The sequence below is a fragment of the Siphonobacter sp. SORGH_AS_1065 genome, from assembly GCF_030818595.1.
In the GTDB taxonomy this organism is placed as follows: Bacteria; Bacteroidota; Bacteroidia; order Cytophagales; family Spirosomataceae; genus Siphonobacter.
On sequence record NZ_JAUTAM010000004.1, the window covers coordinates 3,542,097 to 3,556,075 of the forward strand.

Genomic DNA, 13,979 nt, shown 5'->3' on the forward strand with positions numbered 1-13,979 from the left:
AGGACCCAGTTAGTTTGCAAAGGGTATAAGGTCCTTTGCTCTGGATGACAGGCTTAGAGGGGATGACGGCAGGTGGAACCTGCCTTAAGGTAGAAACGATAGGGTATCTCGCACCAGGGGAATGGGCGAATAAATCAATTCTAACTTTCCTCTCGAATGAGAGGCTCTAAAAATTCAACAAATAACCTGCTCCCTTGTCTGTTATGAATGAGTGGATAAGGCCTTTGGCTCTTTATCCGGCTTGGCATAGGCCATCCGTTGCAAGGGCTGTGTGAGGTAGTAAGCATCCAGCCCAGCCACGGTTACTGTACCCGCCTGATGATGGTTAATGAAGCCATCCTGTTCAATGAGAGGTTCGTCTACCAGCAGGGCCACTACTTCTCCAATCACCAGCGTAGTTCCGTTCAGCTCAATGTCAATCATTTCCCGTAAGTGGAGTCCCATTTTTATGGAGGACTGTTTCACAAAGGGAGCCTTTAACTCCTGAATATAAAGAGGCTCAAAGCCACAGGCTTCGAACTCAGATACACCACTGGGATAGGTAGCACTGGTTTGATGAGCTTTTTCGTACCAGTCGGGCAGAACGTTATTAAGCGTATACTGGCCGGTTGATCTGATGTTATGAAGCGTATCGTTTTCGGGTCGCTGAGGACGCATGATCAATCCAATCAACGGTGGATTTGACCCCAGATGGAAAGCAGAACTGACCAGGGCTAGATTAGTTACTCCTTCAGGACTTACGCTACCCAACATGTTGAGCGACTTGTAACCCGGTAAACTATTAATCAGGTTAATGCGGAAATACTTCTCCATTGCCGCGATATCACTGTCTCGAAAAATGGTCATGTCTATTAGTTTTTTAAATGGCCCAAGCCTCCGTCTACGCCAATAACTTGGCCCGTTATCCATGAACTCTGGTCGGAAAGTAGAAAAGCGATCAAATTACCAATGTCTTCGGGCTGCCCAATTCTTCCCAGCGGATGACGTTTGGCCGATGCTTCCTGTTTTTCAGATGTATTGAGTAAAGACTGAGCCAGTGGGGTATCCGTTAGGGAAGGAGCAACGGTATTAACCCTGATTTTCTGAGTGACAAATTCCGCGGCCAGTGATACGCCCAGCCCTTCAATGGCCGCTTTAGCCGAGGCAATACTGGCATGAAAAGGTAACCCGACTTTCGCTGCTACTGAACTAAGAAGCACAATGGAAGCACCTTTAGCTTCTTTCAGGGGTTTCAGACTTTGCTGAATTAGGGATACTGCCCCTAGGACGTTTAGCTGATAATCCTGCAAAAAGTCATCTGTTGTAAGTCGGCTGAAGGGTTTGAGGTTAATACTGCCTACGGAATAGACCAACCCATGTAATACGTCGGGTAAAAAGCCCTGCACAGATGCAGCGGGATCGGTTACGTCCAGGGCAAGGTGATGCACCTCAGCGGGCCATTGCTCGTGAGCGGTTCTTGAAACAATGTATACGTTGGCTCCTTGTTCATGGAGTAAGCTGACGGTCGAAAGACCAATGCCCGAGCTTCCGCCTGCGATCAGGATATTTTTTCCCTGTAAATTCATGTGGGGCAGAGATGAAAAGGTGTTTGCGTAGAAAAGCAATGCATTAACCCGTGATGTGGAGCATTGTTTAGCTAATTTGGGTGGAGTATATCTAACGGCAGGTGGAACCTGCCTTATTGATAGAAACGAGATAGAATCTCGCACTAGAGGAGTTTTTTCGGTAGGCTCTGACCGAGGTTAGCAAGCCAGTTTTGATTGGTGAAAGATTTCCCCGGATTTCATCCGGGGCTACGTATATTTAACCCCGCTGGGGTTGTTAACCTTGTTAAAATAGATTTACAGCAGAAAACCCCGGAGGGGTTAAACACGGATAGCCCCGGATGAAATCCGGGGGAGAAACCAAATAAGCTCCTCCGCTTCACTCTCGATGATAGATGGTAGCAAAAAATCTTCCTCTAACGGTCCTCCAAAAGGAGAGAGGCTTATAAATCTTTCCTCGCTTACCCCTGGTTCAAGATATCCTCTCGTTCCTACGATCACGGCAGGTTCCTACCTGCCTCTTCCAAGCCTGTCATCCAGAGCGAAGCGAAGGAACTTACGGGTCTTTCCATATACTTTCAGTCAGGCAAGGTTATCCTAAGACTAGGTAAGCTCTCTCCCTGCATTCGGGAAGACTGCTGTGGGAATTCGTTTATACTAAGGTCCGTCGATTATATAACTCTAGACAATTCCTTGATCTTTAGAAAAATATACATTTCAACAGCCCATAAAAAAAGCGACCTTCAGCAATGCTGAAAGCCGCTTGACTTCTCCAAACACAAGACATTATTTCATGCCAATCAAATCCTTGTTTTTCAGGTATTTCTGAATGGTAGCTTTGATTTCGGCTTTGTTAGCAGCGGAAGCTTTGGGTGCTTTCAGATAGGCACTCGCCAGAGCATCGAGGGATTGATTCAGGCTTTTACCGTCTACTTTTTTCTCTAGTTCGATGCCTTTTTTCTGGGCAATCAGGTCACCCCAGACGTTACGAACGTCCACCCAGAAGGTACGATTGGTTTTCCACCATTCTTTGGCAGAATTGCAGGCGGCGTCTTTTACGCGATGGTAATCGTTAATGCCTTTTTCGTAAGCAATTACTTTTTCGCCTTCGGGTGTACGTAAGATTTTGCCATTGTCCTGATCGTGAAGGTAGCCGTAATCGGTAATAACGATCTGGTTGCCACGACGCATGACGTTGTAATCATTACGCGTAGTATACTCGCGGCGGGGCAGGGGGGCGTCCGTGGTGTTTTCCCACACGTGACGACCATCGGCGTGGAACCAGGTCGCCGAGCCTTCGTAACGTGGACTGTCATCTACTTCAAAAACCTGTTGTGACCACTGACCTTTGGCCTCGGAAGTGGGTAATGACTTGTATTTCCAACTGGCCTCTTTTTCGTAAGCGAGCAGATCGGTGTTCTGGAATTTCCAGTCTTCCCGCCAGTGTTTGATAATCGTGCTATCATTAATAACCAACAAGTGCATCAGCACCAGCTTGTTAGGCGTTTCTTCGTCCACGAAAACATATTCAAGAGCTCCCATTTCTTTCCGTTCCTTGAACTTGTATTCAGGATTGGGGGAGAATGTCTCGGCGTATTTGAATGTAATCGCATGACAGCCACACTGCCCTTTGATGGCCTGAATGTCGGCGGATTTTTGAGCAAAAGCTGAGGTAAATAAACCGCCTAAGGTTAGGGTAAGTAAGATTCGTTTCATTAATAAACAATTTTAGATGGTTGCTCGGACACGGGCACTGACTCGGGGGATTTCATCCATTTCCAGGATTCGAGGGTTAATAAAGAACTCATGATCATCACAAACGTGAGTAATAAAAGTTGCGAAGGGTCCCCTTCCTTAAGCTCGCCCACGACGTGGCTGATATGAGCCAGCGTGAATGGAACGCTCAGAAAGAAGTTTACCCTCCGCCACGCGATAGATTGAAGATAAAGCAGGCTTACCGCCCAGATGAGCGGAAAAATTTCGAAGATAAAGCGTATGATTACCAGCGAAGTAGGCTTTTGGCCATTCGCTCCTTCCTGTACGATATTAATTCCGTAAAACAGATCGCCAACGTGAAAATTAAAGTGCAAAATCATGCATATCGTCGTCAGAACCCAGAAAAATAAAATGCGTAAACGGGAAAGGGTGATCATTGAGGATAGGTGTTTAAAATACGTTGAGCTTCTACAATCAGGCTGACTTCTTCCATCATGCTGATGAGTTCTTCCAGCTCGTGTTCGGAAAGAATGATACTTAAGTTCAAAACTGGCGAACGCATCAGTAATTCCTTGCCGTGGCTGGTGGGGAAATACACCAGATTAGAACGTTCGTGTAGCATTTCCAGAAAATACTGATAGTCATCTCCGTTGAAAATCAGCAGGATATTGTTATAGGCGACGTTGTAAGTAAGACAGCCTTCACAATAGCCAATGTATCCATTGGGATGCTGCGTGAGCGTTCGGAAGCAGTGATCTTGGTGCATAAAAGCCAGTTTTGAGCGTGATGACTAACAATCGGATGGGATTATTTCACGGCCAGTAGCTGACAATGAATATCCAGTTTCTTCAAGGCTTCAGCAATGCGTTCAGGAGCAATCCACTCACTGAATACTTCAAGTGAATGACTAATGAAATCCACGCTGAAGCGGGTAATGCCGAGTGGAGCCAGTGTTTCTTTGATGAGCTGAATCCCCAAAGGCGAATCCAGATTGGTTTGAAAGCTGATTTGTTTCATTGTAGTAGAGTTGAATAAGGGAATGTTCAAGTAAAGGGTACTACATGTTTAAAAACCACTTCTTTTATTTAGACTAAATATAATTAATGCAAATGTGCATGATACTTTTTTTACTGGCAAGCTCTTTTCATTAAAACTTTAGAAAAAGTGCTTTGGGTAACCCCGGTACCATGGATTTTTTAATTAAATAGCTAATTATCAGTAAAGTAAACAGAGTAATAGGAATGTGTATCAGGAAATGAGTAGGCAGTAAAGAAAACACAAATTATTTTATTTAGAATGATTATAAATAAAATAACTCTGTTACATTTGTTGCGGGGAAGACAATCCCACATTTCAGACACAACCTAATAAGCCTTATGAAAACATTACTTTTTCGGACAAACATTGATTGTCCATCCCGATTGGCTCAGGCTTCGTATGGTCTGGATGGTCTGCGGGGGCGTTATTACCGCTATAGTGTAGATCTGTTGGAAGCGAATCACCTACTGACCATCGACACGGAGAGTTTACAGTCACAGGAAATCATTCAGGCCATGCAGAAAAAGGGAATTACCTGTAAGGAATTCAGGCCTGCCAAGAATACAAATCAGTATGCAAACTTCTAAACAAAAAACGCCTTCAACTGAAGGCGTTTTTTGTTTAGAATCAGATGGTATCGTGAAGCGTAATAAACAGGTTAACCTGGCCGAAACGCTCGATTGCTTTCTGTTTGTAAAGGGAAGGATCTTCTGAGTTAGAGCCTACTTCATAGGCCAGATCATCGCCATTTCCCACGCCGAGTCGATGCAGAGCGGTTTGTAGAGCTTCTTTATCTTCATCGACCAAAAGAATTTTTGCTCCCTGTTCGCGAAGAATTTCTGCCAGGGTTGTAGCTACGCTTCCGGCTCCTCCGGTGATTACAGCCACTTGATTTTCTAGTTTTTTCATAAAAGCAGATTAATCTGGGTTGATGGTTATTGTTCTTTTTTGACTTCTTCGGTAATCACTTTCTTCATTTCCCGAAGGCCTACTTCCGGCACCGCCAGCCATTTCAAGCTGGCTACCATACCTGCAATGTTGGTGTGGTTCTGATGGCGGGCTTTCCAGGCATTCCAGGTTTGTATAAACGCACGATCTTTCTCTTCAAAATGACCGCGATTAACAATTTCTTTGAGGGTATCGTAACTGTCGTTGCCCTGCGTATTGCCGCCTTTTTTCCAGATTTGGGGATGATTCTGACGAATATCTTCAGCGTAATCCAGCAGCTTTTTCATCGACTGGGTTACCTTCGGAAGTCTTGTAGTTGCTGTAGCCATAGCTCTCTTTTAAAACGCTAGACTCAAAAAACTCGTACCTCTAGTATAGAACGAAGCCTTAACTCTTTTTAACACGCAGAGAATTAAAGCTTTAAACCTCAGGCACGAAATTTGAGTCATAGGAAGAAAATAGCTGAAGCCATGAAAAAATTATTGATCATAGGAATACTAGCTCTCGGCAGTTTGCTGACGGGCTGTTCGTCTCGGGTTTATTCAGATGGATATGGATACAATAGCGGATATTACGGTCCCTACTATGGCCCATCGTACGGATACCGGCCTTATTACCGGCCCCGGGTTTATAGAGCTCCCGCTCCTCGGGTATACCGAAAAAACTGGAACCGAAATTATAACTATCGACCCGCACCAAATGGTGGAAGAAGAAATGATTCATTCCGGGGGAATCGGGGGGGCGGGCCCAGAACCAGAGGACCGAGGTAAAAAAGAAAGCGGCAGGAATCGAATTCCTGCCGCTTTCTTTTTTACTATATCTTATCTATAAACTACAGAGCCGCTACTTTGTCCAGAGCTTGCTTGAAGTCAGCTACCAGGTCATCGATGGCTTCCAGCCCCACGGCTACCCGAACCAACCCGTCGGTAATGCCTACCTCAGCTCGTTCTTCCTTACTCAATTTTGAGTGCGTTGTGCTGGCAGGATGCGTCAGAATTGTACGGGTATCACCGAGGTTAGGAGAAATCGAAGCAATCTCCAAATGCTGCGTCAGGGCGTTTACTGCCGCAAAACCGCCTTTGACTTCCAGAGTCAGGATGGCCCCACCGTACTTCATTTGCTGTTTGGCTAAGTCATACTGAGGGTGGCTTTCGAGGAAGGGATAATGCACTGCTGCTAATACCGCGTTACCCTCCAGAGCACGAGCCAGCGTCAGAGCATTTTCGCTGTGAGCACGCATCCGTACGAATAAGGTTTCCAGACTTTTCGATAGAACCCAGGCGTTAAAGGGTGACATCGCAGGGCCGGTATGACGAGCAAAAAAGCGAATGGGTTCAATCAGGTCTTTACGGCCTACCAGAATACCGCCCAGTACGCGACCCTGACCATCCATATATTTGGTAGCCGAGTGCATAACCAGATCAGCCCCTAACTCAATTGGGTTCTGAATAACGGGCGTTGCAAAGCAGTTGTCTACCGCCAGAGCTACGTTATGTTTTTTGGCGATGGCTGAAAGAGCCCGTAAATCCGTCAGCTCCAGACCGGGGTTTGAAGGACTTTCGCAGAAGTAGAATTTCGTATTTTCCTGCGTAGCAGCTTCCCATTGTTCAAGATTATGGCCATCTACGAAAGTGGTCGTAACACCCCATTTGGGCATAATCTTGTTCAAAATCTGAATGGCCGAACCAAACAGAGCTTTCGAAGCCACGACATGATCGCCTGCTTGCAGACTTCCCGCAAAGGTTGCGAAAATAGCCGCCATTCCAGAGGCAAAGGCAATGCCGTCTTCCCCGCCTTCCAGCAGACAAACTTTAGTAATGAATTCGTCGACGTTAGGGTTTGAATAACGCGAGTACACATTCCCCGATATTTCATCGGCAAACATCGCCCGGCCCATTTCGGCGTCCTCGAAGGTAAAGCTGGAGGTTAAGTATAAAGGAACAGAGTGTTCACGATTTTGAGAGCGTTCGGCCTGTGCCCGAATCGCCAGCGTTTCTTTAGATGCCATGTATGCGAAGAAATTCGTTGGATTCAATTTTCTGCCTGCAAAGTTCGAGATTTAGTATATAAAACAGGTAATTATCTTTTAATTTGGAAAACAAATCTATACAATGAGTAATAAGCAGTAGATATGTTTGGTGAGTAATGAGTTTTTAAATCCTTATTAGAAAAATATTCTATGGAAAATCTGGATGAAATTGATCGACAGCTTCTGACAATTCTTCAGAGGGATGCTTTTGTCTCGAACAAAGAACTTTCGCAACAGGTAGGCTTATCCCTGACTCCCGTGCACGAACGGGTCAAACGTCTGGAACGGGATGGGTATTTAAAGAGTTACGTGGCCTTGGTGGACCGCAAGAAAATTGGTCGGGAACTGGTGGCTTTTTGTCAGGTATCACTAAAAGAACATACGCAGGAGTTTATCCGGGAATTTGAGGCAAAAATCGGTAGTTTACCGGAAGTAATGGAGTGTTATAATATTGCCGGGCCGTATGATTATCTACTGAAAGTGGTGGTAAAAGACATGGACGATTACCGCCGTTTTGTGGTGGAGCAACTGGCGGCTTTAGCCCATATTGGCGGGCCGCAGAGTGTCTTTGTCATGGCCGAAATTAAAGCAACGACGGCCTATGAACTATAAGGTCTTAATATTATGTAATTGTTAAGATTAATAGGAATGAGAAAACAATTTGATAACGTGCTGTACTTTTGCAGCGTTTTCAACATTCCCAATAAGTGAACAAGATACTGGTACGTATTGGACTGACCGTCAGTCTATTCATTAGTGTGCAACTCGCTTCGCACGCCCAAACTTCACTCACCTCTCCGGCTCCCTGGGGTTCCTGGTTTATCGGAACCGTCGTTCTTCCTGGCGGTGAGAAAAAATGGGGCGGTTTCGCGGAAGTTCAGTTTCGAAGTAACGCCCTTTTTCAGCAGGTTTTCTACAACGAATTAAAAGGAGGAGTTACCTACGACATCAATAAAAACTTCACCGCCGCCATTGCTGGAGGGCGTTATGCTACGTATGATTATAAGGAGTTATCCGATGGTCCACTCAACATTGAAGGCCGTTTGTGGGAGCAATTCACGATTAATCAGTATCTATCCCGACTTCGTTTTGAACATCGGTACCGCGTCGAACAACGCTGGTTTAGTTTTCGGGACGGAACACATCCGTATCGGAATCGGATACGTTATCGGCTCAATATGTTTATTCCGCTTAATAACTCAAGTCTGAAAGAAAAAACGTATTTCATTTCCATCTTCGATGAGATATTCCTTAATCCCATTGGGCCAACTTTTGAACGAAATCGTCTGTTTGCGGGCCTAGGTTACCAGATGAACAAGCACGTAACGGTTCAGTTAGGCTGGGTGAATCAGACGAATTATAGTCCGGCTACGTTCGATCAGGGCATCTTTAAGCCCATCGCCCATTCTGGAAAGAATAATGTTTTCATTTCGCTAAACTATCGTCTCAATAGTGTGGCGTCAGAAAAACTTCCTTCGCAAGTCGATTAATCCTAGTCGCCTAGCATAAAAAATCCCGGTTCGTAGCACTTACGAACCGGGATTTTTTATGCTAGGGATCAGCAATTAGTGATCGCCGAAACGTTTTTCTCCGGCGGGAATCCGAATCGCCAGTTTGTTTTGTTTGAGTGGCAAAGGGCAGGTAGCGTATGGCGTAAACGCACAGGGAGGATTAATAGCCTGATTAAAATCCAGAATGGTATTGCCCTCCGCATCAGGCTCTTCCACGTAAATGAAGCGGCCTGATCCATAGGTTTCGGTTTTATTGGTAGCGTCACCAAATACAATGAAAAGCTCACCTTTGCCCGTAGCATCCAAACGGTACGTTTTTCCGTTGAGTTTGAATACCAGCGTGCCCGCTAGTGGTTGCTCTGAAGTCTGACCAATCATGTTTACGATAGAAACGGTGGTTGGCGTAGCCGGTTTTTCAAGATGAGCTTTCACCCGATACGTTTCATTGACGGGGTAACGCTCAATGCCATGAAAATTTTTCAGTTGTTCGCTCTCCAGATCACGCAGACGAACGCCGTATTTATCGCCGCGTTTGATAATCACCCAACGCAGCGATTGATGCTGAAGGGTAGGCACATTTCTGGAATGGTCAGAAAAAATCGTTTGAGTTGCGGTAATTTTTTCACCATTCATTAGCACCTCCGCCTGAGCATCAGGCGTGAACGTGACTTCTCCATTTTTCAACTGGAAGTTCCCAATGTGTTGATCTCCAGCAGGAAAAACTATTTTATTATCCGAAACACTTCCCACGGTATTATCGCCCTCTTTGAGCCAGAAAAGTCCGGCCAGATTCAGCCAGCCGTTTTCCTCTTTCAAAGAGTTAATCCGTTTCTGATGCCAGGCTTCAAGTTTAGCTTTATAAGCTGGGTCTTCCGAAGCGGGCGTAAATGAAGCCAGCGACAGAACAGTGAAAAGAACTATGATAGATCGATAAGTCATGGGCGACTACCTATTTTGATTTGAGAGACGAAGATACTTTAATATCTATTAATTATATAGAGTATGTGTGTTAAGAAGTTTAAAATTTTGTAATTGCTTTTCTATTAGTAGTTTACGCTTTACGGAGTATAAAAAAGTACTTATCAATGGAATATCTCTAAATACTTAGATATTTTTGTGATGATTGCCTAACCTAGTATCCTGAAGAAGACCCTTGCGGTATGATTTTTAATTCGATTGAATTTCTCATTTTCTTTCCTATAGTCGTATTTTTATATTACACCTTACCCCATCGATTTCGGTGGCTAATGTTGCTGATAGCCAGTTGTTATTTCTACATGGCATTCATTCCCGTCTACATTGTCATTTTAGGTGCTACGATTGTTGTTGACTATTTCGCAGGTCTCTGGATTGAGCAAAGTTCCGGGCAAAAACGAAGACTTTTTCTCATCCTTAGTTTAATCGCCAATCTCGGTGTTCTGGCCGTTTTTAAATATTACAATTTCTTTGTTGAGAACATTAATTTCCTGATTGGGCCTAATCATCGGCATGTCCCCTTACTACAAATTCTATTACCCGTAGGCTTATCGTTTCATACCTTTCAGGCCATGAGCTACACCATTGAAGTGTATCGGGGCAATCAGAAAGCAGAGCGGCATTTTGGGATTTATGCCTTGTATGTGATGTTCTTTCCGCAGCTCGTAGCTGGCCCCATTGAGCGGCCACAGAATATACTACACCAGTTTCACGAAAAACATAGATTTAATTACCCAGACGTTGTAGACGGATTACGATGGATTTACTGGGGCTTATTCAAAAAAATGGTGGTAGCCGATCGGCTTAGCATGTACGTAGATCCGATTTTTGACAACCCCGGATCAAGTCAATACGGGGCTCTAGCCACCATGGCAGCAACCGCTTTTTTCTCCATTCAGATCTATTGCGACTTCTCGGGATATTCGGACGTAGCCATTGGAACAGCTAAAGTAATGGGCTTCAAACTGATGGAAAACTTCAGGCGTCCGTACATCGCTACAAACATCCAAATGTTCTGGTCACGCTGGCATATTTCCCTTTCCACCTGGTTCAGAGACTACTTGTATATTCCAATGGGGGGTAACCGAAAAGGACTGCTCAGGAAATATTTTAACGTTACTGTCGTATTTATTATAAGTGGGTTATGGCACGGAGCCAACTGGACTTACCTCATTTGGGGAGCTCTTCATTCGGTTTTTAATCTGGGCACCATGATTAGCCGGGATTTTAAACTCATTCAATTACCAAATCGCTGGTGGGTAAATTTGCTGGGTATGCTCACCACGTTTAGTCTGGTATCTTTTGCCTGGATTTTCTTTCGGGCCAGCTCAGTTGCCAACGCCTTTTCTATCATTGATACCATTTTTACCTGGCAAGGCTGGGCTATCGAATGGGAAGGATTTAGGTATTGGATACTGCGAACAGGCGATTTCAAGCCTCCTTTACGAATCATAGTCAGTTTACTGGTACTACTGGTTTTAGGCATCGGAGATCTATTGATCGAATACCGGAAGAACTATCTGCCAACGGCTGGTTTACGGATGATGCGTCCGGTACTGTATTCCTTAATGGTTATTTTCTTTCTTCTTTTTGCCTTGTTTGATACGGCCAAGCAGTTTATTTATTTTCAGTTTTAAGATTGCCTAGTATTCATATACTCACCTAACTAAATGTATTATGAAAACCTCCGTCAGAAAAATTTTACGTAGAGTCAGCTTCATTTTAGTATCCTTGTATGGATTAGGATGGACGATTGAGAAAGTTCTTGACTTCGGTATCCGGCATAATTACGACTTCAAACCGGCAATGGCTGCATCGGGTAATAATCCCTTTGATGTATTGGTAATTGGCCCTTCACGGGTGGATTACATGATGGATCCCAGCATTGTCGAAAAGAAAACCAATTTAAGCTGTTATGATTTCGGACTTAACGGTAACAACATTGAGCATCAGCTAGCCATGCTGAAATTGTGGTTACATTACAGTCCAAAACCTAAGTACGTATTTCTGGAAGCGACGCCCGAATATCTGGCTACTCCCAGTCGGGGCTTTTATGATTTCTCATTTGTGCCATTTCTGGATGAAGTGATTGGACAATCGCTTCTGAAAGACAAGAATCAGAAAATTGTAGATACCAGATATATCCCTTTGCTTAAATATGCTCACTACAATTCAATTCTGGTGCCTGAAGCTATGGTTGGCTTGGGTCTTTGGCTGAGTGGTGGGGGAAGAGAATGGCAGGCTCAGAACGGATACATCCGCACACCCTATACTAAATTTGACCATACCTTTGATAGGCTGAAAAGTCAAAATCCTAAAGGTTATGCACTAGAGGTATCAGGAAAACAACTACAGGCCTATCGGGAGTTTATTAATCTGGCTAAGTCCGAAGGGATCGAACTCATCGTTTACGAGGCTCCTTTACTAAAAGAATATACGGATTTACACATCAACCGCTCTGAGCTGCTTTCAAAACTGGATGCATTATGTCAGGAAGCAAACGTGCCTTACTGGAAATTTGATGATCATCCCATTTCCCAAAGCAGAGCGTATTTCTTCAACGCCAATCACCTGAATCAGGCAGGTACGGAACTGTTTAGTCATCTGCTAGCTAATCGAATGTTGGAATCCGGTTTAACCGAAAAAACCAGCTTTGCTTTTCGAAATAATCAAAAAGAGACTACGGAAATACACTAATCTTTTAGTATACATCAAATGCTGAACGTAGTAATCAATGAGCCCAGCGAAATCTAGTATTTCGCCGGGCTCATTGGTTTATGTTTTCCGTTTCTTTTTTCGGGCGGAAGGGAAAAGCACATTATTCAAAATCAATCGGTAACCGGGCGAATTAGGATGAAGGTTTAAATCGGTAGGCATGCGATGGAAACCGCGTTGCCCTTCCGGGTCGTGCCCGCTGTAAAACGTAAACTGGCCTTTGCCTAGCTCTCCGTAGACGTAACGATAGGTTGACTGGCTCTGTCCCAAAACCAGCACTCCCGGCTTGAGCGTTTTTTTGTTAAAAGCACTGGTTTGACCGAAAAACTCCCGAATGGTAGATTCATGATTCTGGACCAGTAGGGAAGGGATAACATCCCATTTCGCCGAAAAATCGAAAAGCGAAAAATAGGTCTCATCACCCCAGCCGTATCCCGATGAGGCATTAATGCTGGAGAAAGACATGCCGGGAAAATCTTCATCTGAAACCTCCAGTTCAAAATCCTGAAAGGCAATGGTTTTGCTGAAATCCAGTTTTTGCTGAGCTTTAGGGTCCACGCCATCACCGTCGAAAACGCTGGGGACAATATCCAGACCTTCAGCGGCCAGGGCCACATCCAGCGATTCGGTTCCAGAGCACATCGCAAAAAGGTAACCTCCACCCGCACAGAATTCCTTAATCGTACGGGCCACTTCGAGTTTCAACTGCGATACTTTTTTGAAGTGATACTTCTCTGCAATGGCTTTCTGAGCTTCCAGATCAGCCGCACTCATGCGACGGCGATTACGACCAAATTGGCCCGTAAAGTCCTCGTGGTGCAGATGAAGCCAATCGTAGAGGTGTAAATCTCCCTTTAGAATTTCTTCGTCGTACACCACTTCATAGGGGATTTCAGCGTAATTCAGCACCAGCAGTACAGCATCGGTATCTTCAAAACTGGCCTTACTGACCTTAATCGGGCTGTAAACCACTATTTTTGCAGCTTTGTATAACTTGACCACGTCCATGTTCACGTCTGGATTCGTTATCGACTGAATCATGGACTGTTCTACTGACTCCGTAACGACTTCATAGGAAACACTGCGTAGTTTGCATTCCAGTTCCAGTTCTGAGGTGTATTTCATCAGAAAACTACCGCCCCGATAATTCACCAGCCAGTCAACTTCGCGGTCGGCTTTCAACTCCCGATACGCCAGGCCGTACGCTTTGAGGTGATTGGTTTGCTGAACATCCATTGGAATCAGGATGGAATTGGCCAGAAGCGAAGGGCTTAGCAATACCAGTAACGAAAAGAAAGTCCACATTTTACCCATAAGCGTAGCAGTTTCGAAATGGATATAGATCTGAAAATGGACAGGTAAGCGGGAGAGTATCTGTAAGTTACAGAATTATAAAGGAATATAGAAGTTTAGGTACGTTTGAATGAAAAGAAAAAAACAAACGAACGCAAAGACTTCATAAACGGTTTGGAACATTCTCCTGGAAAGAACCAATTTAGTATT

General features: G+C 44.5%; 17 protein-coding genes. 6 read left to right on the forward strand and 11 right to left on the reverse strand.

The annotated features are described in order from the left end of the window. Positions 1 to 201: 201 nt before the first annotated feature. The 6 genes from QE390_RS15350 to QE390_RS15375 form a co-directional block, all read right to left on the reverse strand. Positions 202 to 846, reverse strand: a complete 645-nt coding sequence (locus QE390_RS15350) for a flavin reductase family protein (protein WP_106638080.1) — start codon at positions 844 to 846, stop codon at positions 202 to 204. Between the two features lie 5 nt (positions 847 to 851). Continuing rightward, on the reverse strand, positions 852 to 1,565 hold the full coding sequence (locus QE390_RS15355) for an SDR family NAD(P)-dependent oxidoreductase (protein ID WP_307142788.1): 714 nt from the start codon (positions 1,563 to 1,565) through the stop codon (positions 852 to 854). 765 nt (positions 1,566 to 2,330) lie between these two features. Next, a complete protein-coding gene (locus tag QE390_RS15360) occupies positions 2,331 to 3,260 on the reverse strand; it encodes a DUF6607 family protein (RefSeq protein WP_307142789.1) in 930 nt (309 codons plus the stop codon). Then, positions 3,260 to 3,697, reverse strand: a complete 438-nt coding sequence (locus QE390_RS15365) for a hypothetical protein (protein ID WP_106638077.1) — start codon at positions 3,695 to 3,697, stop codon at positions 3,260 to 3,262. Before QE390_RS15365 ends, QE390_RS15360 begins: the two co-directional genes overlap by 1 nt. Further along, positions 3,694 to 4,026 carry a DUF6686 family protein gene (locus QE390_RS15370; protein ID WP_307142790.1) on the reverse strand — a complete coding sequence of 111 codons (333 nt, stop codon included), beginning with the start codon at positions 4,024 to 4,026 and terminating at the stop codon, positions 3,694 to 3,696. The genes QE390_RS15365 and QE390_RS15370 overlap by 4 nt, the downstream gene beginning before the upstream one ends. A gap of 41 nt (positions 4,027 to 4,067) precedes the next feature. After that, on the reverse strand, positions 4,068 to 4,277 hold the full coding sequence (locus tag QE390_RS15375) for a hypothetical protein (protein ID WP_106638075.1): 210 nt from the start codon (positions 4,275 to 4,277) through the stop codon (positions 4,068 to 4,070). 359 nt (positions 4,278 to 4,636) lie between these two features. Here QE390_RS15375 and QE390_RS15380 point away from each other — a divergent pair, with 359 nt between their 5' ends. Next, on the forward strand, positions 4,637 to 4,885 hold the full coding sequence (locus QE390_RS15380; RefSeq protein ID WP_106638074.1) for a hypothetical protein: 249 nt from the start codon (positions 4,637 to 4,639) through the stop codon (positions 4,883 to 4,885). 40 nt (positions 4,886 to 4,925) lie between these two features. Here QE390_RS15380 and QE390_RS15385 read toward each other — a convergent pair whose 3' ends face one another. Together QE390_RS15385 and QE390_RS15390 are read right to left on the reverse strand one after the other, a co-directional pair. Further along, positions 4,926 to 5,207 carry a hypothetical protein gene (locus tag QE390_RS15385; protein ID WP_307142791.1) on the reverse strand — a complete coding sequence of 94 codons (282 nt, stop codon included), beginning with the start codon at positions 5,205 to 5,207 and terminating at the stop codon, positions 4,926 to 4,928. 26 nt (positions 5,208 to 5,233) lie between these two features. Next, positions 5,234 to 5,533, reverse strand: a complete 300-nt coding sequence (locus tag QE390_RS15390; RefSeq protein ID WP_307142792.1) for a hypothetical protein — start codon at positions 5,531 to 5,533, stop codon at positions 5,234 to 5,236. A 183-nt stretch (positions 5,534 to 5,716) separates the two neighbouring features. On the opposite strand from QE390_RS15390, the gene QE390_RS15395 reads away from it, so the two are divergent. After that, complete coding sequence (locus QE390_RS15395; protein WP_157830438.1) at positions 5,717 to 6,016, forward strand: hypothetical protein; 300 nt, start codon at positions 5,717 to 5,719, stop codon at positions 6,014 to 6,016. A gap of 62 nt (positions 6,017 to 6,078) precedes the next feature. Here QE390_RS15395 and QE390_RS15400 read toward each other — a convergent pair whose 3' ends face one another. Beyond that, the gene (locus tag QE390_RS15400) at positions 6,079 to 7,254 is read right to left on the reverse strand and encodes a PLP-dependent aspartate aminotransferase family protein (RefSeq protein WP_307142793.1); all 1,176 of its coding nucleotides are present in this window, start codon (positions 7,252 to 7,254) and stop codon (positions 6,079 to 6,081) included. Between the two features lie 171 nt (positions 7,255 to 7,425). Here QE390_RS15400 and QE390_RS15405 point away from each other — a divergent pair, with 171 nt between their 5' ends. Continuing rightward, complete coding sequence (locus QE390_RS15405; protein ID WP_307142794.1) at positions 7,426 to 7,887, forward strand: Lrp/AsnC family transcriptional regulator; 462 nt, start codon at positions 7,426 to 7,428, stop codon at positions 7,885 to 7,887. A 95-nt stretch (positions 7,888 to 7,982) separates the two neighbouring features. Further along, a complete protein-coding gene (locus QE390_RS15410) occupies positions 7,983 to 8,765 on the forward strand; it encodes a DUF2490 domain-containing protein (RefSeq protein ID WP_307142795.1) in 783 nt (260 codons plus the stop codon). 75 nt (positions 8,766 to 8,840) lie between these two features. On the opposite strand, the gene QE390_RS15415 is transcribed toward QE390_RS15410, so the two are convergent. Then, on the reverse strand, positions 8,841 to 9,725 hold the full coding sequence (locus tag QE390_RS15415) for a DUF1684 domain-containing protein (protein WP_307142796.1): 885 nt from the start codon (positions 9,723 to 9,725) through the stop codon (positions 8,841 to 8,843). Between the two features lie 338 nt (positions 9,726 to 10,063). Here QE390_RS15415 and QE390_RS15420 point away from each other — a divergent pair, with 338 nt between their 5' ends. Beyond that, complete coding sequence (locus QE390_RS15420; protein WP_307142797.1) at positions 10,064 to 11,398, forward strand: MBOAT family protein; 1,335 nt, start codon at positions 10,064 to 10,066, stop codon at positions 11,396 to 11,398. A 40-nt stretch (positions 11,399 to 11,438) separates the two neighbouring features. Further along, positions 11,439 to 12,458 (forward strand): hypothetical protein, encoded by a 1,020-nt coding sequence (locus QE390_RS15425; RefSeq protein ID WP_307142798.1) that lies wholly within the window; start codon positions 11,439 to 11,441, stop codon positions 12,456 to 12,458. Between the two features lie 78 nt (positions 12,459 to 12,536). On the opposite strand, the gene QE390_RS15430 is transcribed toward QE390_RS15425, so the two are convergent. Continuing rightward, positions 12,537 to 13,790, reverse strand: coding sequence for an asparagine synthetase B (locus tag QE390_RS15430; protein ID WP_106638062.1), 1,254 nt, complete (start codon positions 13,788 to 13,790; stop codon positions 12,537 to 12,539). Positions 13,791 to 13,979: the final 189 nt, after the last annotated feature.

Excerpts from the sequence above, each read along its gene's own strand:
- QE390_RS15350 (WP_106638080.1), bottom strand. The coding sequence starts at position 846 with ATGACCATTTTTCGAGACAGTGATATCGCGGCAATGGAGAAGTATTTC.
- QE390_RS15355 (WP_307142788.1), bottom strand. The coding sequence starts at position 1,565 with ATGAATTTACAGGGAAAAAATATCCTGATCGCAGGCGGAAGCTCGGGC.
- QE390_RS15360 (WP_307142789.1), bottom strand. The coding sequence starts at position 3,260 with ATGAAACGAATCTTACTTACCCTAACCTTAGGCGGTTTATTTACCTCA.
- QE390_RS15365 (WP_106638077.1), bottom strand. The coding sequence starts at position 3,697 with ATGATCACCCTTTCCCGTTTACGCATTTTATTTTTCTGGGTTCTGACG.
- QE390_RS15370 (WP_307142790.1), bottom strand. The coding sequence starts at position 4,026 with ATGCACCAAGATCACTGCTTCCGAACGCTCACGCAGCATCCCAATGGA.
- QE390_RS15375 (WP_106638075.1), bottom strand. The coding sequence starts at position 4,277 with ATGAAACAAATCAGCTTTCAAACCAATCTGGATTCGCCTTTGGGGATT.
- QE390_RS15380 (WP_106638074.1), top strand. The coding sequence starts at position 4,637 with ATGAAAACATTACTTTTTCGGACAAACATTGATTGTCCATCCCGATTG.
- QE390_RS15385 (WP_307142791.1), bottom strand. The coding sequence starts at position 5,207 with ATGAAAAAACTAGAAAATCAAGTGGCTGTAATCACCGGAGGAGCCGGA.
- QE390_RS15390 (WP_307142792.1), bottom strand. The coding sequence starts at position 5,533 with ATGAAAAAGCTGCTGGATTACGCTGAAGATATTCGTCAGAATCATCCC.
- QE390_RS15395 (WP_157830438.1), top strand. The coding sequence starts at position 5,717 with ATGAAAAAATTATTGATCATAGGAATACTAGCTCTCGGCAGTTTGCTG.
- QE390_RS15400 (WP_307142793.1), bottom strand. The coding sequence starts at position 7,254 with ATGGCATCTAAAGAAACGCTGGCGATTCGGGCACAGGCCGAACGCTCT.
- QE390_RS15405 (WP_307142794.1), top strand. The coding sequence starts at position 7,426 with ATGGAAAATCTGGATGAAATTGATCGACAGCTTCTGACAATTCTTCAG.
- QE390_RS15415 (WP_307142796.1), bottom strand. The coding sequence starts at position 9,725 with ATGACTTATCGATCTATCATAGTTCTTTTCACTGTTCTGTCGCTGGCT.
- QE390_RS15420 (WP_307142797.1), top strand. The coding sequence starts at position 10,064 with ATGGCATTCATTCCCGTCTACATTGTCATTTTAGGTGCTACGATTGTT.
- QE390_RS15425 (WP_307142798.1), top strand. The coding sequence starts at position 11,439 with ATGAAAACCTCCGTCAGAAAAATTTTACGTAGAGTCAGCTTCATTTTA.
- QE390_RS15430 (WP_106638062.1), bottom strand. The coding sequence starts at position 13,790 with ATGGGTAAAATGTGGACTTTCTTTTCGTTACTGGTATTGCTAAGCCCT.